The following is a 22,619-nucleotide window of genomic DNA, read 5'->3' as shown; positions in this document are numbered from 1 at the left end:
CCCGCCGCTGGTGGTCGTCGTCTCCGCCGTCGTCCCGATGCTGCCCGGCCTCTCCATCTACCGTGGCCTCTTCCTGCTCTCCGAGGGCGGCGGCGAGCAGGTCGCCCAGGGCCTCCTCGCCATGGTCACCGCCGCCTCCGTCGCCATCGCCCTCGCCTCCGGCGTCATCCTCGGTGAGTACGTCGCCCAGCCGGTCCTGCGCGAGGCCCGCCGCGTCGAGGCCCGCCTCGCCGGCCCCCGCCTCGTCGGCGTCACCCGCGTCGTCCGCCGCAAGCGCCAGCGCCACCCCCAGCGCCAACCCGATCCCGACTCGTCCTGACCCCACCCCCGCCCACCCCACCCCGCCGAAGTGCGGGTTGTGGCGGCGCGAGGTGCGGGTTGTGGTCGCGCGAGGTGCCGATTGTGGCGGCGCGAGGTGCCGATGGTGGCGGCGCGAGGTGCCGATGGTGGCGGCGCGAGGTGCGGGCTGTGGCTGTTCGAGGTGCGGGATCAGGTCGTTCGGACGCGTTCACACCTGTCACGCGACCGTCCACCTGCGGTCCGCATCCCTGTATACGACGACAGCCATCCACACGCCGCGTGCGACGGATCGAGGAAGTCTCGGACCGCGTCCACGCTGGCGGCATGGACATCCTCGATCGCCTCGGACCTGGTCCGTTCACCTACGCGATAGCCCGCGAATCGGGCGTCACCCGGGCGCAGCTGCGCCATCTCGTCGACCACGGCGTGCTCCGGCGCCCGCTGCGCGGCGTGTACGTCGCGAGTGCGCTCCGCGACTCCGTCGACCTCCGGGCAAGGGCGGCCGCCCTGGTCGTACCTCCTCGCGGCGTGGTGTGCGACCTCTCGGCTGCCTTCCTGCACGGCATCGACCTCCTCGACTTCGCAAGCTTGGACCTGTTGCCCGACGTGGAGGTGGTGTCGGCCGCCGGCGAGCCGACTCGCCGCAACGGCATCTTCGGCGGCAAGCGGACGCTGCGGCCGGAGGACGTGATGTCGATCGGCGGCGTTCGAGTGACCACTCCGCTCCGCACTGCTTGCGACGTTGCCCGGCTGCGCGGCCGGTTGCGCGCGATTGCGGCCCTGGATGCGTTCCGGCGGGAGCATCAAGTCACCGAGACGCAGCTGACTGCGATGTTGCCGCGCTTCAAGGGACACCGTGGCGTCGTACAGCTGCGCGAGCTGGTCCCGCTCTCGACCGACGAAGCGGACTCACAGCCAGAGTCGTGGATCCGCCTGATGATCCATGACGCGAGCCTCCCCATGCCGGAGCCCCAGGTCTGGACCCTGCTGCCGGAGTGGGGTTGGGTGCGGACCGAGAACGCCTACGCCCACCTCCGCATCGCCGTGGAGTACGACGGCGAGGAGTTCCACACGTCCGAGGATGATCGCGAGCGGGACGAGAGGCGTCGCAAGGCTCTCCGGGACGCCGGCTGGATCGTGATCGTCGTCCGCAAGGACGGGTTCAGCCCGACCGCGCGGCAGCGGTGGATGAGGGAGCTCGCCGACGCGATCGCGCTCCGATCGCCGACGGCACCGACCAAGCGCGTCTACTCGAGGGGCCCCGATCACCCGGCGTACCGGCGCCGTCGCACCGTCCGGCGCTGACCTCCAGTGCGCACCTCAACCCGCACCTCGTGCCACCACGGCCCGCACCTCGCGCCGCCACGGCCCGCACCTCGCGCCACCACAACCCGCACCTCGCGCCACCACAACCCGCACCTCGCGGTGCAGGGCGTCACACCTCGCGGCCGGGGAGGGTCTCCACGAGGGCGGGGAGGGAGGTGGTGATGACCTGGAGGAGGTCGTCGCGGGTGAGGCCGGCGGGGTCCTCGCACCAGGTGAGCACGAGGTCCTCGACCATGGCCTGCCAGGCGTGGATGAGGAGGCGGACGGCGGGGGTGTCGGGCAGGACGAGGCCGTCGGGGTCACTGGTGAAGAAGCGGTCTGCGAGGGCGGCGAAAGTGGTGTCGTAGATGGCGCGCAGCTTCTCGTTGCCGCCGCGCGCGGCGGTGACGAGCGAGCGGTAGCCGGTGTGGTGCGCGACGACGTAGTCGACGTAGCCGCCCAGGGACACGAGCAGGCGGTCCATCGGCTCGCCCGCCGCCGGGGGAGCGGTACGACGGTAGAGCTGGTCGGCCGCGTGCTGCACGACCGCCTCGTAGTACCCCTGCTTGCCGCCGAAGTAGTGGTAGAGCAGGCCGCGTGAGATGCCGGCCTCCTCGGCGAGCAGGTCGATCGACAGCTCGTCCAGCGAGCGGGTGGCGAGCAGCCGGAAGCCGGTCTCGAGCAGCTGCGTGCGGCGCTGGTCCGGGCTGAGCCGGGTGCGACCCGTGCCGCCCGGCGCGCTGCCGGGGCCGGGGGCGGAGGGGGAGGGGGTGGGCGCCGTCACGCCACGCACTCTATTGACAGATGTTCAATAGTGCCAATAGCGTCGAGGTCATGAGTGCAACTCCGAGTCGCAGGAACGTCGACCACCTCGTCGTCGGCGCGGGCTTCGCCGGCCTGGCGGCCGCGATCAAGCTCGACGAGGCCGGCGAGCGCGACTTCGTCGTCGTCGAGAAGGACAGCGACGTCGGCGGCACGTGGCACATCAACACCTACCCCGGCGCGGAGTGCGACGTCCCCAGCCAGCTCTACTCCTACTCCTTCGCGCTCAACCCCGACTGGTCGAAGGTCTACTCCCCGCAGCAGGAGATCTGGGCCTACACCCGCCGGGTCGCCGAGGAGTCCGGCACGCTCGACCGCTTCGTGTTCGACACCGCGGTCGTCGACGCCCGCTGGGACGACGAGCAGCAGCGCTGGGTCGTGCGCACCGAGGGTCCCAACGGCGTCGTCGAGTACGCCGCCCGCACGCTCATCTCCGGATCCGGCGGCCTGTCCGAGCCGCGCCTGCCCGACATCGAGGGCATCGACGGCTTCCAGGGCGAGGTCTTCCACTCCGCCCGCTGGAACCACGACGTCGACCTCGCCGGCAAGCGGGTCGCGGTCATCGGCACCGGCGCCTCGGCCATCCAGCTCGTCCCCGAGCTGCAGAAGCTCCTCGCCGAGTCGGGTGGCCACGTGGACGTCTACCAGCGCACCCCGAACTGGGTGATCCCCCGCAACGAGCGCTCGTTCACCGCGATCGAGAAGGCCGTGTTCCGCCACGTCCCCGGTGCGCAGCGGGCCCTCCGGACGCTGGTCTACGGCACCCTCGAGGCGCGCGTGCCCGCCTTCGCCCGCTTTCCGCAGGCCATGGCCGCGGTCGAGCTGCAGGCCAAGCGCAACATCGCCAGGGCCATCAAGGACCCCGAGCTGCGCAGGAAGGTCACCCCGACCTACCGCGCCGGCTGCAAGCGGATCCTGATCTCCAACAAGTGGTACCCCGCCCTCGCCGCCGACAACGTCGACCTGGTCACCGACCCGATCGCGAAGGTCACCGGCAACGCCGTCGTCACCGCGGACGGCACCGAGCGGCCCGTCGACGTGCTCGTCGTGGCCACCGGCTTCTACGTGACCGAGCCGCCGATCGCACAGCACATCACCGGCCGCGACGGCCGCACGCTGGCCGACGTCTGGGACGACGGCGGCATGGCGGCGTACAAGGGGACGACGATCCACGGCTTCCCCAACCTGTTCCAGATCGTCGGGCCCAACACCGCCCTCGGCCACTCGTCGATGATCTTCATCATCGAGTCGCAGGTGCGGTACGTCGTCGAGGCGGCCCGCGCGATGCGGCGCTCCGCCCTCGCGGTCGTCGAGCCCAAGCAGTCCGCGCAGGACGCGTGGACCGCGCAGGTCCGTCGCAAGATGAAGCCGACCGTGTGGCAGACCGGCGGCTGCGCGAGCTGGTACCTCGACAAGTTCGGCAACAACACCACGCTCTGGCCGGGACAGACGTTCACGTTCCGCCAGCACCTCCGCTCGTTCGACCTCGACAAGTACGACGTCGAGCCCGTCCGCGCACCGCAGCCCAGGGAGAAGGTCAGCTCGTGAAGAACCTCAGCAACAAGGTCGTCGTCATCACCGGCGCCGGGTCCGGCATCGGTCGGGCCCTGGCGGTGAACCTCGCAGGCAAGGGCGCGCGGCTCGCGCTGTCCGACGTCAACGAGGACGGCCTCGGCGAGACCGTCGAGCTCGCGGTCAAGGCCGGCTCGCCGGACGTCCACACCGCCCGGCTCGACGTGTCCGACAAGGAGGCCTTCGCGTCGTACGCGACGGAGGTCGCCGAGCACTTCGGCCAGGTCAACGTCGTCATCAACAACGCGGGCGTCGCGCTCGCGGGCGAGGTCACCGACCTCACCTACGAGGACATGGAGTGGATCGTCGGCATCAACTTCTGGGGCGTCGTCTACGGCACCAAGGAGTTCCTGCCGCACCTGATCGCCTCCGGCGACGGCCACGTCGTCAACCTGTCGTCCCTCTTCGGACTGCTCGCGATGCCCGGCCAGAGCGCCTACAACGCCACCAAGTTCGCGGTCCGCGGCTTCACCGAGGCGCTGCGCGAGGAGATGCTCATCAGCGGGCACAAGGTCGGCGTGACCTCGGTGCACCCTGGCGGCATCAAGACCGCGATCGCCCGCAGCGCCCGCGTCTCCGACAAGGAGGACAAGGCCGCGACCGCGAAGCTGTTCGACGAGAAGCTCGCGCGGATGACGCCTGATCGCGCCGCCGAGATCATCGTCAAGGGCATCCAGAAGAACCAGGCCCGCGTGCTCGTCGGCATCGACGCCCACGCCCTGCACCACTTCCAGAAGCTCGCCGGCTCGCGGTACGAGGACGTCGTCGCCCTCGTGTCAAAGAAGGTCCTCCCGGCCAAGGCCGTCTGAGCTCCCGACCCACTAGCCTCCCAGTTGTGGAGGCTTCGCTCGATCGGATGTGGTCGCCCAGCCGTCTGTCGCTGCGCGGCCGCATCGGCCGGTGGCGGTCCAAGCTCTGGGTCGTCGTCCAGTGCTCGGTGGCGGCCGGCGTCGCGTGGTTCATCGCCGCCGACCTGCTCGGGCACGAGCTGCCGTTCTTCGCGCCCATCGCGGCGGTGGTCTCGCTCGGGACGTCGTACGGACAGCGGCTGCGCCGCGTCGCCGAGGTGACGATCGGCGTCGCGATCGGCGTCCTCATCGCCGACGTGCTCGTCGCCGGCATCGGCTCCGGGGCGTGGCAGCTCGCGCTCATCGTCTTCCTCGCGATGTCGACCGCGCTGCTGCTCGACGCGGGGATCCTCTTCGTCACCCAGGCCGCCGTCCAGTCGATCGTGGTCGCCACCCTGCTGCCCGGGGCGCAGGGTGCCTTCCTGCGCTGGACCGACGCGCTCATCGGCGGCTCGGTGGCGCTGGTCGCGGCGATGGCGGTGCCCGCCGCGCCCCTGCGCCGCCCGCGGGAGCAGGCGGCGCGGGTCGCCAGCAAGATCGCCGACCTGCTCCGCGCCGCGTCGGACCTCATGGTCGACGGCGAAGCCACCCCGGCCCTCGAGCTGCTCGCCGACGCCCGCAGCACCGACCGGCTGATCCGCGAGCTCCAGGCCGCTGCGGACGAGGGCATGTCCGTCGTCAGCTCCTCGCCCTTCCGGCTGCGCCACCGCGAGCCGCTGCGGCGGATGGCCGAGCTCGTCGACCCGCTCGACCGGGCCCTGCGCAGCACGCGGGTCCTGGTCCGGCAGACGTCGGTGGCGGCGTACCGCCGACGCGAGATCCCGGGCGCCTACGCCGTCCTGACCGCCGAGCTCGCCGTCGGCGCCGCCACCGGCGTGGTCGAGCGCAGCGGCGTGCTCACCGCCGAGGCGATCCTCGCCCAGCTGCGCGCGATCGTCGCCGACCTGCTGATGGTGACCGGCATGGGCCAGCTCGAGGCGACCGACGCGCTGCCGCCGCCGCGCTGAGGCCCGACGCCGCTGTGGGCCCTCGCTTGCCGGCGGGTGACAGGATCCTGACGTGACCAACGTGGTGGAGGAGAGCGTCGAGGTCGACGCGCCCGTCGACAAGGTGTTCGCGTACGTCGACGACCACACCCACACCAAGGACTGGATGTTCGGGCTGGCGAGGATCGAGCCGGTCACCGACCAGCTCCGCGGCGTCGGCGCGCAGTACGACGGGGTCATGAAGGTCGGCGTACCGCTGAAGGCGCGGGTCGAGTGCACCGCCTGGGAGCAGGACCGGTACACCGAGATCCGGACCGTCAAGGGCATCCACACCACCCAGCGGTGGACCTTCACCGACCTCGGCGGCGACCGGACCCGGATCGAGGCGTGGGTCAGCTACACGCTGCCGGGAGGGCCCGCCGGCCGGGCCATCGCGTCGGCCGTGAAGCCGGTCGTCGGCACCGCGGTGCGCCACACCAGCGTGGCGCTGGTGCGCAACGTCGAGGCGCTGTAGCCACGACCCGCACCTCGCGCCGCCACGACCCGCACCTCGCGCGACCACGACGCGCACCTCGCGCGACCACGACCCGCACCTCGCGCGACCACAGCGCGCACCTCGCGCCGCCTCAACACGCACCTCGCGCAGCCACAAGTCACACCTCGCGCAGCCACAACGCGCACCTCGCGGTGCGAACCCTCACACTTCGCGGGGCGAACCCTCACACCTCGCGGTGCGAACCCTCACACCTCGCGGGGTGGGTGGGTGGGTCAGTCGGCCTGGGCGGCGTAGAGGGGGTAGGGGTCGTGGAGGGGGCGTGCGAGGGCGTCCTGGAGCCAGGCGGCGTCGCGGGCGGCGGCGCGCTGGCGGGCGTCGACGGCGCCGTCGGAGGTGAGGTTGGAGGCGAAGATGCCGGCGGCCGACGTGGGGAGGAAGTCCTCGTAGACGATCGGCTGGAGGCGGCCGTCGTCGTCGCGGCGGTAGTAGGCGAGGCCGGCGTCGTGCAGCTCCGGCTCGGTGTCGGGGAAGGCGTCGATGCCGCGCTCGTCGTAGAGCGCCCGGCCCTCGGGGGTGAGCGCGACGCCGCGGGCCTCCACCTCGCCGAAGCGGACCCGCAGCTCGCCCTGCACCACCGAGCCGTCGGGCTCGCGGAAGGCGCGCGGCTCGGCGAGTGCGCGGAAGGACGTCTGGCGCAGCAGGACGTCCGGCTTGCTGGTGCGCGGCGGGCCCTGGATCCGGTCGATCATCGTGATGCCGCGCTCGGTCATCCGGCGGTAGAGCTCGTCGATGTCGAGCACCCGCGGGGTCAGGTGGTTGATGTGGGTCGAGGTAACGCCGCCGATGTCCGCGGCGACCGAGGAGATCGACTCGAGGTGGTCGTACCACGCGCGGTCGACCGGCTCCGGCGACAGCGCGAAGGACGCGGTGGCGAGCTCGACGAACCGCCCGGCGTCGTACGACGACAGCCCCTCCTGCTTCTCCGCGAGGTCGGCGAGGTCGAGCAGCTCGTCGGGGAAGAGCCGCCGCGCGGCCAGGAACTCCTCCAGCCGGGCCTGGGTGGTCGCGTCGAAGAAGCGGCGGTCGTCGACGACGAGCAGCGAGGTGAACACGCGGAACGGGTTCGCCGCGAGCTCGGCCGGGTCGACGGGCCGGAAGGCGGTCGAGACCACGGGGACCGGCCGGTCCGCCTCGCGCAGGTCGTAGAACCCGACGGGGTGCATGCCGCAGGCGCCGAAGATGCGCGCGACCTGGGCGAGCTCGTCGGGCGTGCCGACCCGGATCGCGCCGTGCCGCTCGGCGGTGACCCGCTCGATGGACCCGAGGCGCTCGGCCTCGGGACCCATCGCGGCGAGCACGTCGGCGTTGACGGCCTCGGACACCTCGACCAGCGTGGTGTAGGCCGGCACCTCGGTGCCGTAGAGGGTCGACAGCGAGCGCGCGAACCGGGCGCGCAGCTCGGTCGCCCCGACCATCCCCGTCCGGTCGTCCTCGACCGGGTGGCTCATCCGAACTCGACCCCCTGGGCCAGCGGCAGCTCGGTGGAGTAGTTGATGGTGTTGGTGGAGCGGCGCATGTAGGCCTTCCACGCGTCTGACCCGGACTCGCGGCCGCCGCCGGTCTCCTTCTCGCCGCCGAAGGCGCCGCCGATCTCGGCGCCGGAGGTGCCGATGTTGACGTTGGCGATGCCGCAGTCGGAGCCGGTGGCGGACACGAAGGTCTCGGCCTCGCGCACGTCGAGGGTGAAGATCGCCGACGACAGGCCCTGCGCGACCTCGTTGTGCAGCGCGATGGCCTCGTCGAGGTCGCGGTAGGTGAGCACGTAGAGCAGGGGAGCGAAGGTCTCCTGCTTCACGATGTCGGTCTGGGCGGGCATGTCGACGATCGCGGGCACGACGTACTGCCCGCCGGCGACGGCGCCGGACATCTGGTCGGCGCGGGTGCCGCCGGTGACCAGCCGACCGCCGTCGGCCTGGGCCTGCTCGACGGCGGCGAGGAAGGCGTCCGTCGCAGCGGCGTCGACCAGCGGGCCGACGAGCGTCGACTGCTCGAGCGGGGAGCCGATCGACAGCGTGCCGTAGGCCTTCGAGAGCCGGTCGAGCAGCTCGTCGTGGACGGACTCGTGGACGATGACGCGGCGCAGCGAGGTGCAGCGCTGGCCGGCGGTGCCGACGGCGGAGAAGACGATGCCGCGCACGGCGAGGTCGAGGTCGGCCGACGGTGCGACGATCGCGGCGTTGTTGCCGCCGAGCTCGAGCAGGCAGCGGCCGAGGCGGGCAGCCACCCGCGGCGCGACCAGCTTGCCCATCCGGGTGGAGCCGGTGGCCGAGACCAGCGGGACCCGCGGGTCGTCCACGAGGGCCTCGCCGACCGCGCTCGTGCCCAGGACGACCTGGGACAGGGCGGCGGGTGCCCCCACCCGCCGGGCCGCCTCCGCCGCCAGCGCCTGGCACGCGAGCGCGGTCAGCAGGGTCTTCTCCGAGGGCTTCCAGACCACGGCGTCGCCGGCGGCGAGCGCGACGGCGGCGTTCCAGGACCAGACGGCCACCGGGAAGTTGAAGGCCGAGATGACGCCGACGACCCCCAGCGGGTGCCACTGCTCCATCATCCGGTGGCCGGGGCGCTCCGAGGCGATGGTCAGGCCGTGCAGCTGCCGGGAGAGGCCGACCGCGAAGTCGCAGATGTCGATCATCTCCTGGACCTCACCCAGGCCCTCGGAGCGGATCTTGCCCGCCTCGATCGAGACCAGCTCACCGAGCAGCTCCTTGTGCTCGCGCAGGAGCTCGCCGAGCTCGCGCACGAGCTGGCCGCGCACGGGCGCCGGCACGGTGCGCCACTGCTCGAACGCCGCGTGGGCGTCGCCGACGACGGAGCCCACCTGGTCGGGCGTGTGCGCGACGAGGCGGCCGAGCTCGGAGCCGTCGACGGGCGAGGTGGCGACGAGGTCGCCGTCGGGGGAGAAGGGGTCTCCGGCGCCGAGGGCGGTGAGGATCTCGCGGGAACGGGTGGCCAGGTCGGTGGGGGTGCTCATCAGCTGATCTTTCCGTGGTCGGCAAACAGGCGGCCCGCGTGGGTCGCGTAGAGGTCCTCGAGGGCGATGTCCTCCTGGCGGACGAAGCCCTCCTGCGGCAGGCGGCCGTCGGCCACCAGCTCCACGACGGCGACGGCCGAGGAGGCGGTGGTCCAGGAGATCGCGCGCCAGGTGCGGTCGGTCCCCTCGCCGTCGGGGAGCGTGACCGGCAGGTAGCCGCGGACGTGGTTCTGGCGCAGCGGCTGCCCGTCCTTGACGCCCTCGACGGCGGCGTGGAGGTAGACGATGTCGTCGTTGACCGGCGGCTTGGCGTCGACGAGGATCCGGCCGACCTCCTCGCGGCGGTCCCGCAGGCCGAGCTCGTCGAAGAGGAAGTGCATCTGGTCGAAGTGGCCGGGGTAGCGCAGCGTCTTGTAGTCGAGGCGCTGCACGCGGCCCTCGTAGGTCTGGCACATCGTGCCGAGGCCGCCGGAGGTGAGCGCGGCCTCGAGCTCGATGCCGCCGATGACGACGCGCTCCTTCTCCTCCATCGCCGGCACCATCTGGCGCCGGCCGGAGCGGAGCACCTCGCAGTCGTTGAGGTACTCGTTGACCACGCCCTCGGCGGACCAGTTGAACGCGTAGCCGAGCAGGCCGGTGGGGTTCTGCGGCAGCGCGCCGACCTTCAGCTCGATGGAGCGGATCTCCTCGAACTCCTTGGCCAGCGAGGCGCCGACGATGCCGATCAGGCCGGGCGCCAGGCCGCACTGCGGCACGAAGGCGACGCCCGGGTGCTCGGCGGCGAGCTCGATGACGCGCTGCGTGGTCGGCACGTCCTCGGTGAGGTCGAAGTAGTGGCAGCCGACCTCGGCGGCGGCCTCCGCGACGTCGATGTTGCGGTCGTAGGGCAGGCAGGACACGACGGCGTCGACGCCGCGCAGTGCCTCGCGCAGGGCATCGGTGTCGCTCACGTCGAGCTCGGCGGCCTCGAAGCGCAGCCCCGGGCGGGACCGGGCGTCGTACCCGCTGACCTTGAAGCCAGCGTCGGTGAGCAGGCCGGCGACGAGCTCGCCCACCTTGCCCAGGCCGATCACGCCGACCTGGTTGATCGCCCGCTTCGGGGCGGTCCCGGTCGGCGGGGTGGGGGGAGGGGTGGTCGTGGTCATCGCAGCGCTCCTTCGAGCTGGTCGAGGCCCCAGGCCAGGTCGTCGGCGGAGATGACCAGCGGCGGGGCGAGCCGGATGGTCGAGCCGTGGGTGTCCTTGGCGAGCACGCCGAGCTCCACCAGCCGCTCGCAGACGTCGCGGCCGGTGCCGAGGGCGGGGTCGACGTCGACGCCGGCCCACAGGCCGCGGGAGCGGAAGGAGACGACGCCGTGGCCGACCATCGCCTGCAGCCGCTCGCGCAGCAGGACGCCGAGCTCGGCGGCGTGTGCCTGGTGCTCGCCGGTGCGCAGCATCTCGACCACCTCCAGGCCGACGGCGCAGGCGAGCGGGTTGCCGCCGAAGGTCGAGCCGTGCTGGCCCGGGTGCAGCACGCCGAGCACGTCGCGGTCGGCGACCACGGCGGAGACCGGCACCACGCCGCCGCCGAGTGCCTTGCCGAGCACGTAGAGGTCGGGTACGACGTCCGCGTGGTCGCACGCGAAGGTGCGCCCCGTGCGGCCGAGCCCGGACTGGATCTCGTCGGCGACCATGAGCACCCGTTCGCGGGTGCACACCTCCCGGACGCCGCGCAGGTAGTCGTCGGGCGGGATGATCACGCCGCCCTCGCCCTGGATCGGCTCGATGAGCACGGCCACGGTGCTCGGGGTGATCGCGGCCTCGAGGGCCGCGAGGTCGCCGTAGGGCACCAGGTCGAAGCCGGGCGTGAACGGGCCGAAGCCGTCGCGCGCGTCGGGGTCGTCGGAGAAGCCGACGATGGTGGTGGTCCGGCCGTGGAAGTTGCCCGCGGCCACGACGATCCGCGCGCTGTCGGCCGGCACGCCCTTGACGTCGTACCCCCACTTGCGGCTGACCTTGATCGCGGTCTCCACCGCCTCGGCGCCGGTGTTCATCGGCAGCACGAGGTCCTTGCCGGCGAGGTCGCCGAGCGCGGCGCAGAAGTCGGCGAACCGGTCGTGCACGAAGGCGCGGCTGGTCAGCGTGAGCCGGTCCAGCTGGGCGTGCGCCGCGGCGAGCAGCCGCGGGTGGCCGTGCCCGAAGTTCAGTGCCGAGTAGCCGGCGAGGAAGTCGAGGTAGCGCCGACCGTCGACGTCGGTGACCCAGGCGCCCTCGCCGTCGCGGAGCACGACGGGGAGCGGGTGGTAGTTGTGGGCGGTGCGGGCCTCGGCCCGGGCCACCTCGGCCGCGGTGCGGCGGGGAGTGACGCCGGTCCGCTCGGTGGTGAGGCTCATGCGGATCCCTCCGTTCCCAAGACGATCGTGCAGGAAATCCTTCGGTCTGGCCAGACCTCTGCCGGGGAAGTTCCCGTTGTCTGACAATCTCCGTCCACTGTAACCCACCTCACACGACGGACCGCAAGCTCGTGGCCCGACGCGTCCAACCGATCGGCTGCGCGTTCCGTCGATAAGGGTGAAGGTGATGCCGGAGAAGCAGAGGAGATGACGTGGCGAGACGCGACGAGGCGTTCACGGCGTACGTCGCCGCGCGGCGACCCCAGCTGATGCGCGCGGCGTGGTTGTTGTGCGGGGACCCGCACCGGGCGGAGGACGTGGTCCAGGCGGCGCTGGCCAGGCTGTACGTCGCGTGGCCGCGGGTGCAGCGGGCGGGCTCCGTCCACGCCTACGTGCGCCGGGCGGTGGTCAACGCCCACATCGACGAGACCCGGCGCCCCTGGCGGCGCGAGGCGAGCGCGGGCGACCGCCTGCCAGACGCGCCGGTGACCGGCCCGGACGTGGCCGAGCTCGAGGCCCTGTGGGTCGCGCTCGGCGCGCTCCCGCCGAAGCAGCGGCGGGTGGTCGTGCTGCGCCACTACTGGGGGCTCAGCGTCGAGGAGACCGCCGCCGACCTCGGGGTCAGCCCCGGCACCGTGAAGAGCCAGACCTCCGCCGCCCTGGCCGCGCTGCGCGACGCGCTGGCCGAACCCGTCCACCACGAGACCGAGCTGGAGTACCGATGAGCAACCCGAGCAGCACCCCCCTCGAGGACCGCCTGGACCAGCAGCTGCGGCTGCTGGCCGACCAGCTGGACGTGCCGGCCACCGACCCGGACGCCGACCTGCGCCGCGGCCGACGGCGGCACCGCCGGGTCCGCACCGGCGCCGTCGCCGGCACCGCCGCGACCGTGGCCGCCGTCTCCGCCGCCGGGTTCAGCACGGGCGGGCAGCTGGCCGCCGACGACGCCCCCGTGCCCGACCGGACCACGCCCGCGACCCATGACGCCCCGGCCGCCGCGCCCGGCGCTGCCCTGCCGGAGGTCGAGGTACGCGACGTGCGGCCGGGCGCACTCACCGACGCACTCGCCGCCGGTGCGGGCCTGGCCGCCGGCGACGACCGCACCGACCGGTTCCTGGCGATGGCTGCCCGCATCGACACCGAGGTCGGGGACCAGGCCTGGCGCGAGGTCGGTCTCGGCGAGGTCGAGTCCTGGTCCGGCGCCGGCGTCGACGACTGCCCGGCCGGCTGGACCTGCGAGGACGTCGACGTCGAGGGGGCCACGCGCGCCGCCCTGGCCACGCGCCGCGGTGAGGTGCAGGCCGTCGCCGACTTCGGGGACCAGGTGCTGACCGTCATCCTCGGCCGCTCCGGCCTCAGCGGAGTCCCTGCCTGGCGTGGGTGACCCCCGCGGGTTCCGTCCCGGCTCCGGGCAGGTGGGAGACTGGTCCGCGCTGTGGACATCTCCTACCCGCCCGACCTCCCGGTCAGCGCCCGCCGTGACGACATCGCCGCCGCGATCCGTGACCACCAGGTCGTGATCGTCGCGGGCGAGACCGGCTCCGGCAAGACCACCCAGCTGCCGAAGATCTGCCTCGAGCTCGGCCGCGGCATGCCGGCCCCGGACGACCCGGCCGCCCGGCCGCGGATGATCGGGCACACCCAGCCACGCAGGATCGCCGCGCGCTCGGTGGCGGAGCGGATCGCCGAGGAGCTCGGCACCGAGCTCGGCGACCTCGTCGGCTACCAGGTCCGCTTCACCGACAAGACCTCGAAGCAGAGCCGGGTCAAGCTGATGACCGACGGCATCCTGCTCGCCGAGCTGCAGCGCGACCGGATGCTGCGCCGCTACGACACGATCATCATCGACGAGGCCCACGAGCGCAGCCTCAACATCGACTTCCTGCTCGGCTACCTGCGCCAGCTGCTGCCGAAGCGGCCGGACCTCAAGCTCGTCATCACCTCGGCGACCATCGAGACCGCCCGCTTCGCCGAGCACTTCGCGGCACCCGACGGCACGCCCGCACCGGTGATCGAGGTCAGCGGCCGCACCTACCCGGTCGAGGTCCGCTACCGCCCGCTGGTCGACTACGGCGACCTGGCCGAGGGCGACGTCGACGGGGACGGCGAGCCGATCGKCCGCGACCAGACCGAGGCGATCGTCGACGCCGTCCGGGAGCTGTCCGCCGAGGGCCCGGGCGACGTGCTCGTCTTCCTGCCCGGCGAGCGGGAGATCCGCGACACCGCCGAGGTGCTCGCGCCGCTCGGCGAGGGCATCCGCGGGATCGACGTCCTCCCGCTCTACTCGCGCCTCTCCGCGGCCGAGCAGCACCGCGTGTTCGCGCCCGCGAAGGGCTCGCGCCGCCGCGTGGTGCTGGCCACGAACGTCGCCGAGACCTCGCTGACCGTGCCCGGCATCCGCTACGTCGTCGACACCGGCGTCGCCCGCATCTCCCGCTACTCCGCACGCACCAAGGTGCAGCGCCTGCCGATCGAGCCGATCAGCCAGGCGTCGGCCAACCAGCGCTCGGGCCGCTGCGGCCGCGTCGCCGCCGGCATCGCGATCCGGCTCTACTCCGAGGAGGACTTCGAGTCCCGCCCGGAGTTCACCGACCCCGAGATCCTGCGGACCAACCTCGCCTCGGTCATCCTCCAGATGAGCTCGCTCGGCCTGGCCGACAAGGGCGGCGACATCAGCCGCTTCCCGTTCGTCGAGCCGCCCGACCGGCGACACGTGCAGGCCGGCGTGCAGCTGCTCGAGGAGCTCGGGGCCGTCGGCCCCCGTGGCGACCTCACGAAGACCGGCCGCCGCCTCGCGCGCCTGCCCATCGACCCGCGGCTGGGCCGGATGCTGCTCGAGGCCGAGCGCCTGGGCTGCGTGCGCGACGTGCTCGTGATCGTGGCCGCGCTCTCGCTGCAGGACCCGCGCGAGCGTCCCGGCGCCGAGCACCCGAAGGAGCAGGCGCAGGCCGACCAGCTGCACGCCCGGTTCAAGGCCGAGCGCTCCGACTTCCTCACCCTGCTCAACCTCTGGAACCACCTGCGCCAGCAGCAGAAGGAGCTGTCCGGCAGCGCGTTCCGCCGAATGTGCAAGCGGGAGTTCCTCAACTACCTGCGGGTGCGCGAGTGGCAGGAGCTGGTCGCCCAGCTGCGGCAGGTCACCAAGGAGATGGGCATCCGGCTGGAGGCGCCCAGCGACAACCCCGACGCGGACGGCATCCACCAGGCGCTGCTGTCGGGCCTGCTCTCCCACGTCGGGCTGCTGGAGGAGCGGGAGAAGCCGAAGCCCGGCGCGAAGCGTGACGGCCGCCGCCCCGGCCCGCGGGAGTACCTCGGCGCCCGCGGCGCCCGGTTCGCGATCTTCCCGGGCTCCGGCCTGGCCCGGAAGAACCCGCAGTACCTCATGGCCGGCGAGCTGGTCGAGACCGGACGGCTGTGGGCCCGGCAGAACGCCGAGATCCAGCCGCAGTGGGCCGAGCGGCTCGGCGCGCACCTGGTCAAGCGCTCGTACTCCGAGCCGCACTGGTCGCGCAAGCGGCAGTCGGTGATGGCCACCGAGCGGGTCACCTTGTACGGCGTCCCGCTGGCCACCGACCGGCCCGTCAACTACGGGAAGATCGACCCGGAGCTGTCCCGCGAGCTGTTCATCCGCCACGCGCTGGTCTACGGCGAGTGGGACACCCGGCACCGCTTCCTGCGCGAGAACCAGCGCCTGCTCGAGGAGGCCGAGGAGCTGGAGCACCGCGCCCGCCGCCGGGACCTCGTCGTCGACGAGCACACCCTCTTCGACTTCTACGACGCCCGCATCCCCGAGGGGGTCGTCAGCGGCGCCCACTTCGACCGCTGGTGGCGCGACGAGCGCCGCAAGCGCCCCGACCTGCTCACCTTCGACCCGGCGATGCTCACCCACGACGCCGCCGACGAGGTCAGCGAGGAGGACTACCCCGAGCAGTGGTCGGTCGCGGGCGGCCTCACCTTCCCGATCAGCTACCACTTCGAGCCGGGTGCGAAGGACGACGGGCTGACCATCGACATCCCGGTCTCCACGCTCAACCGCGTCGACGACGAGGACTTCTCCTGGATCGTGCCCGGCCTGCGCGAGGAGCTCGTCGTCGAGCTGATCCGCGGCCTGCCCAAGCAGCTGCGTGTGAACTTCGTCCCTGCGCCCAACACTGCCCGCGAGTTCCTCGCCGCCGTCCCGGCGGGGGRGGAGCCGTTGCTCGACGCGCTCGAGCGCTACCTGCGCTCGACCACCGGCGTGCACGTCCCGCGCGACGCCTGGGACCTCGCCGTGCTGCCGGCCCACCTGACCCCCAGCTTCCGCGTCGTCGACGACCGCGGCCGTGTCCAGGGCCGCGGCAAGTCGCTCGCCGACCTCAAGGCGCCGCTCCAGCCGCAGTTCGACGAGGCCATGGCGTCGGTCGCCTCCGACTCCGGCGTCGCCCGTACCGGCGAGACCGACTGGGTCTTCGACGACGTGCCGCAGACGGCGACGTGGACCCGCGCCGGGCACGAGGTGGAGGCCTACCCCGGACTGGTCGACGAGGGCGGCACGGTCGGGCTGCAGGTCTTCGGCTCCACCGACGAGCGCGACGCACGGCACCGCCTCGGCGTCGTACGCCTGCTGCTGCTGGCGCTCGGCGACGCACCGGTCAAGGGCGTCGTCGACGGCCTGTCCAACACCGACAAGCTCGGCCTCTCCGGCACGCCGTACCCCACCACGCACGCGCTGATCGCCGACTGCCTGCGCGCCGTGGTCGTCGACGCGGTCGACGCCCGCGGGCCCGTCCGCTCCCGCAAGGAGTACGACGACCTGCTGGCCGCGGTGCGCGCCACGGCTGCCGACGCGGTGCGGACCACGGTGGCGGACCTGCTGCGGGTCCTGGAGACCTGGCGCGAGGTGGACCGCCTGCTGAGCGGGCGGGCGGACCTGCCCCTGCTCCCAGCGCTGGCCGACCTGCAGGCCCAGCTCGGCCGGCTGGTCCACGACGGCTTCGTCGGCGAGGCCGGAGCGGCGCGGCTGCGGCGCTACCGCACCTGGCTGCTGGCGATGAAGGAGCGGCGCACGGCGCTCGAGGTCGGCGGCAACGCGGCGCTGCACAAGGACCGGCAGCGGATGGACCTGGTCCAGCCGCTGCAGGAGGCGTGGCTGGCCCGGGTGGCGGCCCTGCCCGAGGGACGGCCGCCGGGCGCAGGGCTGCGTGCCGTCCGGTGGATGCTCGAGGAGTACCGCGTCTCCCTGTGGGCGCAGCAGCTCGGCGTCGACGGCCCGGTCTCCGACGTGCGGCTGCGCAAGGCGTTCGACGCGCTGGGCGCCTGAGGCCCGGCGACTACGCTGAACCGGTGTCCGAGCGTCCCCACCACAAGCCCGTCCCGCGCGAGACGGCCTTCTTCGACGAGCACCAGGACGGGGTGGACCCCGCACTGGTGACCGAGGCGGCCGAGCGGGCCGCGGTGCTGCTGGTGCGCGGCGCCCAGGACAGCGACGACGACGGCGTGGCGGACCGACTCGTGCACCTCGCCGACACCGAGGGCATCGAGGCGATCGCGGAGGTCTGGTCGCACGCGGCCGCCGACTCGCTCGCCGGCTGCCTGTGGCGGCTCTACCTGCTGCGCTCGTGGGTGCACGCGGACCCGACCGGGGTGGCCCGCCAGTTCGAGGCCGGCCGGTCCCGCGCCGAGGTCGCCCGGGTGGTCGCCGGCGTCGCCGACCCGCCCGGGCCGGACGAGCTGCGCCTGATGGTGGACGAGGTGCTGCGTGGCATCGCCTCCGGGGACTTCGCCGACGTGCTCTTCCGCGCCTCCGCCTTCGCGCGGGTCGTCGCGGTGGGCCGCGCCGGGATCGCGGAGGTCGCCGACGCGGACGTGCGGCGCATCCTCCTCCTCGCCGAGCAGCTCGAGGCCGCCGGGCACCTCGAGCTGTCACGGGGCCTCGGGCGGTCCCGGCTAGACTGACGCACCGAGCACGCCGGGTCGCGGCAGCCCCGGGTCCCAACTCAAGCCGCCACGAGCGGCCACGCGCCGTGAGGCGCTCCCGGCCCGGTGTGCTCGACACTCCCTGGCAGAAGGTGGTTTACACGTGGGTCGGTTCGACTGGCGGACGGGCGCCGTCGTCGTCGTGGTGGCGGTGAGCGTGCTGGTCGGGATGGTGGCGCTGGCCCAGGGCAACGGGAGCAACAACCCGCCGCCCCCGGCGCCGTCCAAGCCCACGCGGGCCCAGCTGGAGTTCGCGGTCTGGGGGTCCGGCGAGGAGATCGCTGCCTACCAGGCCGTCGTCGACGCCTGGAACGCCAGCAGCCAGGACACCAAGGTCACCATGACCTCCTGGCCCGACGCCTCCTCGATGCTGGCCGACCTGCGCTCGGGCAAGACCGAGCCGGACCTCTACCTCCTGCCGCGCTCCGAGCTGGCCACGACCATGGAGGAGGGCGACAACATCGGGTTGCTCGACCTCATCAACGAGCGCGAGATCCCGATCGGTGACGACTTCGCCCGCGCGGCCGTGCAGGCCTTCTCCCACGACGACGACCTGCAGTGCATGCCGTACACCGCCTCGCCGATGGTCATCTACTACAACACCGACCTCGTCGACTTCGAGGCGATGGACGCCGAGGGCCTGCCGACGCCCCGCGAGGACCACGCGAGCTGGAAGATGGCTGAGCTCCGCGCCGCCGTCGAGTACGCCAGCCGCCCGCGGCGAGGCACCCGCGGCATCTACATCGAGCCGTCCCTGCGCGGCCTCGCGCCGTTCATCTACTCCGGCGGCGGCCAGGTCTTCGACGACCCGGCGGAGCCGACCAGCCTCGCCCTCGGCGAGGACGGCTCGGCCGACGCCCTGCAGGAGACCCTCGAGCTGCTCCGCGACCCGCGGCTGACGCTGTCGGCCAAGCAGCTGTCGCGCCGTACGCCGCTGCAGTGGTTCGAGCGCGGCAAGCTGGCCATGATCGCCGGCTTCCGCTCGCTCACCCCGCAGCTGCGGGAGGCGGGCGTCAGCTTCGACGTGCTGCCGATGCCGTCGCTCGGCTCCAGCCGGACCGTCGCCGACCTGACCGGCATCTGCATCGCCCCCGGTCGCCCTGGCCGCACGGGCGCCGCGGCGAACTTCCTCAGCTACCTGGTCGACGACGAGGCCATCGGCCGGATCGCGGAGACCGGCTACCTGCAGCCGGCCAAGCTCACCGTGGCGCTGAGCGAGGCGTTCATGCAGCCCGAGCAGCAGCCCGAGCACGGCACGGTGTTCACCCAGTCGCTGCGCAACATGGTCCTGCAGCCGCTGCTCGTGCCCGAGGCCGAGCTCGAGGCGCTGGTGGCGCCGGACCTGGTCGACCTGCTGACGACGCCCTACTTCGAGGACCTCCGCGAGGACCTGCGGGCGATCGACGAGAAGTCGCGGACGCTGCTCGACCCGGACTACGAGCCGGAGGAGTCCGACGAGGAGTCCGACGGGGAGTCCGACGACCCGTCAGGCGCCTCCCCGTCCGGGCCCTCGGGGTCGCCGTCGGTGCCCGACGTCGAGCCGTCGTCGACGGTCACCGACGACCGCAAGCGCGACTGACCCGGCTCGGCGTCGAGGATCGCGCGGCTCAGCGCCTGCGCGGTCAGGCCGACCTGCCAGCTCCGGGCGCCCAGGCCGCGCAGCTGGTCGATGACCGCCTCCAGCAGCTCCACCGGCTCGCGGGTCCTCGGCGGCGTCCACATCGTGCGGCGCAGCGTGTCGGGGGTCAGCAGGTTCTCCAGCGGGACCTGGTGCTCCTCGGCGATCCGGCCCACCGCGGCGCGCGCGAGCTCGAGGCGCCGGGCGGCGACGGGGTCCTTGTCGGCCCACGCCCGCGGGGCGGGCGGGCCGTCGCCCCCGGTGACCCGGGTCGGCAGCTGGTCCTCGGGCATCTGCGCCGCCTCGCGGACCGCGGCGAGCCACTCGTTGGCGTAGCGCGACGCACCGCGGCCGTGGAAGCCCTGCGTCGACATCAGCTCGCCGCGGTTCTTCGGCATCGCCGTCGCCGCGGCGACCAGCGCGGAGTCGGGGATCAAGCGGCCCGGCGTGACGTCGCGCTCCCGCGCGATCCGGTCCCGGGTCTCCCACAGGGCCCGCACCGCGCCGAGGGTACGACGACCGCGGACCTTGTGCAGCCCGGAGGTGCGCCGCCACGCGTCGACCCGCACGGTCGGCGTGAACGCGCGCAGGTGCTCGAACTCCTGGCGGGCCCAGTCGGCCTTGCCGGCCTCCTCGAGCTGGGCTGCGAGCAGGTTGCGCAGCTCGACCAGCACCTCGACGTCGAGCGCGGCGTACTCCAGCCACGGCTCGGGCAGCGGACGCGTCGACCAGTCGACCGCCGAGTGCTCCTTGAGCAGCTGGCGGTCGAGCAGCACCTCGACCAGGGTCGCGAGCCCGACGCGCGGGTAGTTCAGCAGCCGGCCCGCGAGCTCGGTGTCGAAGAGGGCGGCAGGCTTGAGCCCCACCTCGGCCAGGCAGGGCAGGTCCTGGGTCGCGGCGTGCAGGATCCACTCGGTGTCACCGATGGCCTCCGCGAGCGGGGACAGGTCGTCGAAGGCGATCGGGTCGACGAGCCCGATCCCGGCACCCTCGCGCTTGAGCTGGATGAGGTAGGCGCGGTTGGAGTAGCGGTAGCCCGACGCCCGCTCGGCGTCGATCGCGACCGGCCCGGAGCCCGCGGCGAGCGCGGCGCAGTAGTCGGCCAGGGCCTCGGGGGTCTCGATGACGGGCGGGAGGCCGTCGGCGAGTGCGAGCAGCTCGACGGGAGGTGCCTCGTCCGCCGACGGGCCCTCCGCGTCGGTGTCCGGCTGGTCCGGCTGGTCCGGCTGGTCAGCCATCAGCCGGCGCCGCCCCGCTGGCCACGACGGGAGGGCATCACGGCCACCCCGTCCGGCACCGGCTCCAGGCCCCCGGCGGTGCACATGAGCTCGCCCCACGCCTCGGCGTGGGAGGCGAGGTCGGTGGTGTCGACCGGCGTCCAGGACGCGCGGATCTCCAGCTGCGCGTTGCCCGGCTCGCCCGCCATGGAGCCGTAGCTCTCGGTCGCCACCCGGGTGACGGTGCCCGACTCGGCGACGTACTCGGCGCCGTGCGCCCGCAGCGCGTCCAGCAGCCAGGTCCAGCCGACGTCGGTGAGCATCGGGTCGGTGGCGAGGTGGTCCTCGATCTCGGCGCGGCAGTAGGCCACGCAGCGGAAGGTGCCCTCCCACGCCTCGTTGCCCGCGGGGTCGTGGAGCACCACGAGGCGACCGGTCGCGACCTCCTCGTCGTCGACGGTCACGTCCGCCGACAGCGCGGTGGCGTAGGGCGCGATCCGCTGCGGCGCCGGCATCTCCTCGCAGAACACCTCCGGGCGGAAGGTCGCGGCCCGGAGGCTGTCGACGGCCGCGCTGAACTCCCGGGGTACCCCGGCCGCGCCGGATCCCTGGTGCGTCTCTTGCCGGGCGACCATGAGGTCACCATAGGCCGGGGAGCCGGACGGATGTGCGTCCCACGCCGTCGACCTGAGACCCTGACCCCGTGACGACCGGACTCGAGCACAGCGCGTTCCTGAAGGCCGCCCGCGGGGAGGCCGCCCCGCACACCCCCGTGTGGTTCATGCGGCAGGCCGGCCGCTCCCTGCCCGAGTACCTCAAGGTGCGCGAGGGCATCGGCATGCTCGAGTCGTGCATGAACGCCGAGCTGATCACCGAGATCACGCTCCAGCCGGTGCGCCGCTACGGCGTCGACGCGGCGATCTTCTTCTCCGACATCGTGCTGCCGCTCAAGGCCGTCGGGGTCGACCTCGACATCGTGCCCGGCGTCGGCCCGGTCGTCGCCAACCCGGTCCGCACGCTCGAGGACGTCGCCGCCATCCCGGACCTCACCCCCGAGCAGATCCCGTTCATCACCCAGGCCGTGCAGGCCCTCGTCGGCGAGCTCGGCAGCATCAACGGCGGCACCCCGCTCATCGGTTTCGCCGGCGCGCCGTTCACGGTTGCGTCGTACCTCGTCGAGGGTGGGCCGTCGAAGGAGCACGCGAAGACCAAGGCGCTCATGTTCGGCGCCCCCGACGTCTGGGACGCGCTCATGCGCAAGATCGCCGACGTCGCCTCGGTCTTCCTCGAGACCCAGGTCGCCGCCGGCGCCTCCGCCGTCCAGCTCTTCGACTCCTGGGCCGGCGCGCTGACCCCCGGCGACTACGTCCGCCACGTGCAGCCGCACTCCGCGCGCGTGCTCGCCCGCGTCGGTGAGCTCGGCGTGCCGCGCATCCACTTCGGCGTCGGTACGTCGAACCTGCTCGACCTCATGGGCGAGGCCGGTGCCGACGTCGTCGGCGTCGACTGGCGCACCCCGCTGGAGCGGGCGATCCCGCTCGTCGGGGACCGCGGCGTCCAGGGCAACCTCGACCCCACCCTCGTCTTCGCCCCGACCGAGGTGATGACCGCCCGCGCCGCCGAGGTGATCGAGGCCGGCCGCGCCGCCCGCGGCCACATCTTCAACCTCGGCCACGGCGTCATCCCGAGCACCGACCCCGACCAGCTGGCCCGGCTCACCGACTTCGTGCACGGCTACGGGGTCTGAACTGCGCGAGCGCGTCGCCGGCGGGTCTGATGGCGCGAGCGCGTCGCCGGCTGGCTTGATGGCGCGAGCGCGTCGCCTGTCGAGGGCTGCGCGCAGGCCTCGCTCCGCTTCGGCCCGCACTTGCCCTCGACGCGCCTCCGGCGCGGGCGCCGCGCTGCCGCGCGCGCGGTTGCCTCCGGTAGGTGGCTGGGTTGGCCTGGCGGCACGCCTTGGGTTCGCTTCGCCTGACTCCCGGTGGTTGAGGTGCGAGGCCGCCCGCGGCCGAGCCTCGAAACCTCCGGGCCTGCAGGGCGGACTGTGCTGGGCACAGCCCGGCGTGCTGGTGCCGCTGGTTTCGAGGCTCGGCGC

At 73.1% G+C, this 22,619-nt stretch carries 17 protein-coding genes and 2 pseudogenes; 12 read left to right on the top strand and 7 right to left on the bottom strand.

Annotated features, from left to right (window positions below; all coding sequences use genetic code 11):
* Together L615_RS19735 and L615_RS19730 are read left to right on the top strand one after the other, a co-directional pair.
* Positions 1 to 319 (top strand): annotated as a pseudogene (locus tag L615_RS19735) (threonine/serine exporter family protein); the annotation flags it as partial.
* A 149-nt stretch (positions 320 to 468) separates the two neighbouring features.
* The gene (locus tag L615_RS19730; RefSeq protein ID WP_145726211.1) at positions 469 to 1,605 is read left to right on the top strand and encodes a type IV toxin-antitoxin system AbiEi family antitoxin domain-containing protein; all 1,137 of its coding nucleotides are present in this window, start codon (positions 469 to 471) and stop codon (positions 1,603 to 1,605) included.
* 130 nt (positions 1,606 to 1,735) lie between these two features.
* On the opposite strand, the gene L615_RS19725 is transcribed toward L615_RS19730, so the two are convergent.
* Entirely contained in the window at positions 1,736 to 2,389 is a 654-nt protein-coding gene (locus tag L615_RS19725; protein ID WP_145726210.1) for a TetR/AcrR family transcriptional regulator, read from the bottom strand.
* 50 nt (positions 2,390 to 2,439) lie between these two features.
* Between L615_RS19725 and L615_RS19720 the strand changes: the two genes are divergently transcribed.
* From L615_RS19720 to L615_RS19705, 4 genes are read left to right on the top strand one after another with little or no spacing between them, the layout of a single operon-like run.
* Positions 2,440 to 3,975, top strand: a complete 1,536-nt coding sequence (locus tag L615_RS19720; protein ID WP_145726209.1) for an NAD(P)/FAD-dependent oxidoreductase — start codon at positions 2,440 to 2,442, stop codon at positions 3,973 to 3,975.
* Positions 3,972 to 4,808: an SDR family oxidoreductase gene (locus L615_RS19715; protein WP_145726208.1), complete on the top strand. Its 837-nt coding sequence runs from the start codon at positions 3,972 to 3,974 to the stop codon at positions 4,806 to 4,808. Before L615_RS19720 ends, L615_RS19715 begins: the two co-directional genes overlap by 4 nt.
* Before the next feature lie 47 nt (positions 4,809 to 4,855).
* The gene (locus L615_RS19710; protein WP_145726207.1) at positions 4,856 to 5,854 is read left to right on the top strand and encodes an aromatic acid exporter family protein; all 999 of its coding nucleotides are present in this window, start codon (positions 4,856 to 4,858) and stop codon (positions 5,852 to 5,854) included.
* Positions 5,855 to 5,906: 52 nt separating this feature from the next.
* Positions 5,907 to 6,347: an SRPBCC family protein gene (locus L615_RS19705; protein ID WP_145726206.1), complete on the top strand. Its 441-nt coding sequence runs from the start codon at positions 5,907 to 5,909 to the stop codon at positions 6,345 to 6,347.
* 254 nt (positions 6,348 to 6,601) lie between these two features.
* Here L615_RS19705 and L615_RS19700 read toward each other — a convergent pair whose 3' ends face one another.
* From L615_RS19700 to rocD, 4 genes are read right to left on the bottom strand one after another with little or no spacing between them, the layout of a single operon-like run.
* Positions 6,602 to 7,837 carry a VOC family protein gene (locus L615_RS19700; protein WP_261376776.1) on the bottom strand — a complete coding sequence of 412 codons (1,236 nt, stop codon included), beginning with the start codon at positions 7,835 to 7,837 and terminating at the stop codon, positions 6,602 to 6,604.
* Positions 7,834 to 9,360: an aldehyde dehydrogenase family protein gene (locus tag L615_RS19695; protein WP_028656742.1), complete on the bottom strand. Its 1,527-nt coding sequence runs from the start codon at positions 9,358 to 9,360 to the stop codon at positions 7,834 to 7,836. Before L615_RS19695 ends, L615_RS19700 begins: the two co-directional genes overlap by 4 nt.
* A complete protein-coding gene (locus tag L615_RS19690) occupies positions 9,360 to 10,505 on the bottom strand; it encodes a saccharopine dehydrogenase family protein (protein WP_051486082.1) in 1,146 nt (381 codons plus the stop codon). The genes L615_RS19695 and L615_RS19690 overlap by 1 nt, the downstream gene beginning before the upstream one ends.
* Positions 10,502 to 11,734 (bottom strand): ornithine--oxo-acid transaminase, encoded by a 1,233-nt coding sequence (gene rocD, locus L615_RS19685; protein WP_145726205.1) that lies wholly within the window; start codon positions 11,732 to 11,734, stop codon positions 10,502 to 10,504. The genes L615_RS19690 and rocD overlap by 4 nt, the downstream gene beginning before the upstream one ends.
* Before the next feature lie 212 nt (positions 11,735 to 11,946).
* Here rocD and L615_RS19680 point away from each other — a divergent pair, with 212 nt between their 5' ends.
* The 5 genes and pseudogenes from L615_RS19680 to L615_RS24450 all read left to right on the top strand — a co-directional run.
* On the top strand, positions 11,947 to 12,459 hold the full coding sequence (locus tag L615_RS19680) for a SigE family RNA polymerase sigma factor (protein WP_145726204.1): 513 nt from the start codon (positions 11,947 to 11,949) through the stop codon (positions 12,457 to 12,459).
* A complete protein-coding gene (locus L615_RS19675) occupies positions 12,456 to 13,118 on the top strand; it encodes a hypothetical protein (protein ID WP_145726203.1) in 663 nt (220 codons plus the stop codon). The genes L615_RS19680 and L615_RS19675 overlap by 4 nt, the downstream gene beginning before the upstream one ends.
* A 39-nt stretch (positions 13,119 to 13,157) precedes the next feature.
* Positions 13,158 to 17,033 (top strand): ATP-dependent RNA helicase HrpA, encoded by a 3,876-nt coding sequence (gene hrpA / locus L615_RS19670; protein ID WP_222430630.1) that lies wholly within the window; start codon positions 13,158 to 13,160, stop codon positions 17,031 to 17,033.
* A 23-nt stretch (positions 17,034 to 17,056) separates the two neighbouring features.
* Positions 17,057 to 17,668 (top strand): hypothetical protein, encoded by a 612-nt coding sequence (locus L615_RS19665; RefSeq protein ID WP_036518683.1) that lies wholly within the window; start codon positions 17,057 to 17,059, stop codon positions 17,666 to 17,668.
* 190 nt (positions 17,669 to 17,858) lie between these two features.
* A pseudogene (locus L615_RS24450) lies at positions 17,859 to 18,905 on the top strand (ABC transporter substrate-binding protein); the annotation flags it as partial.
* 218 nt (positions 18,906 to 19,123) lie between these two features.
* Here the strand turns inward: L615_RS24450 and L615_RS19655 are convergent.
* Positions 19,124 to 20,545, bottom strand: a complete 1,422-nt coding sequence (locus L615_RS19655) for a ribonuclease D (protein WP_084255448.1) — start codon at positions 20,543 to 20,545, stop codon at positions 19,124 to 19,126.
* The gene (locus tag L615_RS19650; RefSeq protein ID WP_028656735.1) at positions 20,545 to 21,159 is read right to left on the bottom strand and encodes a DUF3000 domain-containing protein; all 615 of its coding nucleotides are present in this window, start codon (positions 21,157 to 21,159) and stop codon (positions 20,545 to 20,547) included. Before L615_RS19650 ends, L615_RS19655 begins: the two co-directional genes overlap by 1 nt.
* A 68-nt stretch (positions 21,160 to 21,227) precedes the next feature.
* On the opposite strand from L615_RS19650, the gene hemE reads away from it, so the two are divergent.
* Positions 21,228 to 22,271, top strand: coding sequence for a uroporphyrinogen decarboxylase (gene hemE / locus L615_RS19645; protein WP_028656734.1), 1,044 nt, complete (start codon positions 21,228 to 21,230; stop codon positions 22,269 to 22,271).
* Positions 22,272 to 22,619 lie beyond the last annotated feature (348 nt).

Origin of the sequence: Nocardioides sp. J9, assembly GCF_007829375.1 — a bacterium.
Classification (GTDB): domain Bacteria; phylum Actinomycetota; class Actinomycetes; order Propionibacteriales; family Nocardioidaceae; genus Nocardioides.
Note: the sequence above shows the minus strand (reverse complement) of the source record. Positions and strands in the feature narration are given on the sequence as shown.

Excerpts from the sequence above, each read along its gene's own strand:
- L615_RS19690 (WP_051486082.1), bottom strand. The coding sequence starts at position 10,505 with ATGACCACGACCACCCCTCCCCCCACCCCGCCGACCGGGACCGCCCCG.
- L615_RS19655 (WP_084255448.1), bottom strand. The coding sequence starts at position 20,545 with ATGGCTGACCAGCCGGACCAGCCGGACCAGCCGGACACCGACGCGGAG.
- rocD (WP_145726205.1), bottom strand. The coding sequence starts at position 11,734 with ATGAGCCTCACCACCGAGCGGACCGGCGTCACTCCCCGCCGCACCGCG.
- L615_RS19675 (WP_145726203.1), top strand. The coding sequence starts at position 12,456 with ATGAGCAACCCGAGCAGCACCCCCCTCGAGGACCGCCTGGACCAGCAG.
- L615_RS19650 (WP_028656735.1), bottom strand. The coding sequence starts at position 21,159 with ATGGTCGCCCGGCAAGAGACGCACCAGGGATCCGGCGCGGCCGGGGTA.
- L615_RS19700 (WP_261376776.1), bottom strand. The coding sequence starts at position 7,837 with ATGAGCCACCCGGTCGAGGACGACCGGACGGGGATGGTCGGGGCGACC.
- L615_RS19720 (WP_145726209.1), top strand. The coding sequence starts at position 2,440 with ATGAGTGCAACTCCGAGTCGCAGGAACGTCGACCACCTCGTCGTCGGC.
- L615_RS19695 (WP_028656742.1), bottom strand. The coding sequence starts at position 9,360 with ATGAGCACCCCCACCGACCTGGCCACCCGTTCCCGCGAGATCCTCACC.
- L615_RS19710 (WP_145726207.1), top strand. The coding sequence starts at position 4,856 with ATGTGGTCGCCCAGCCGTCTGTCGCTGCGCGGCCGCATCGGCCGGTGG.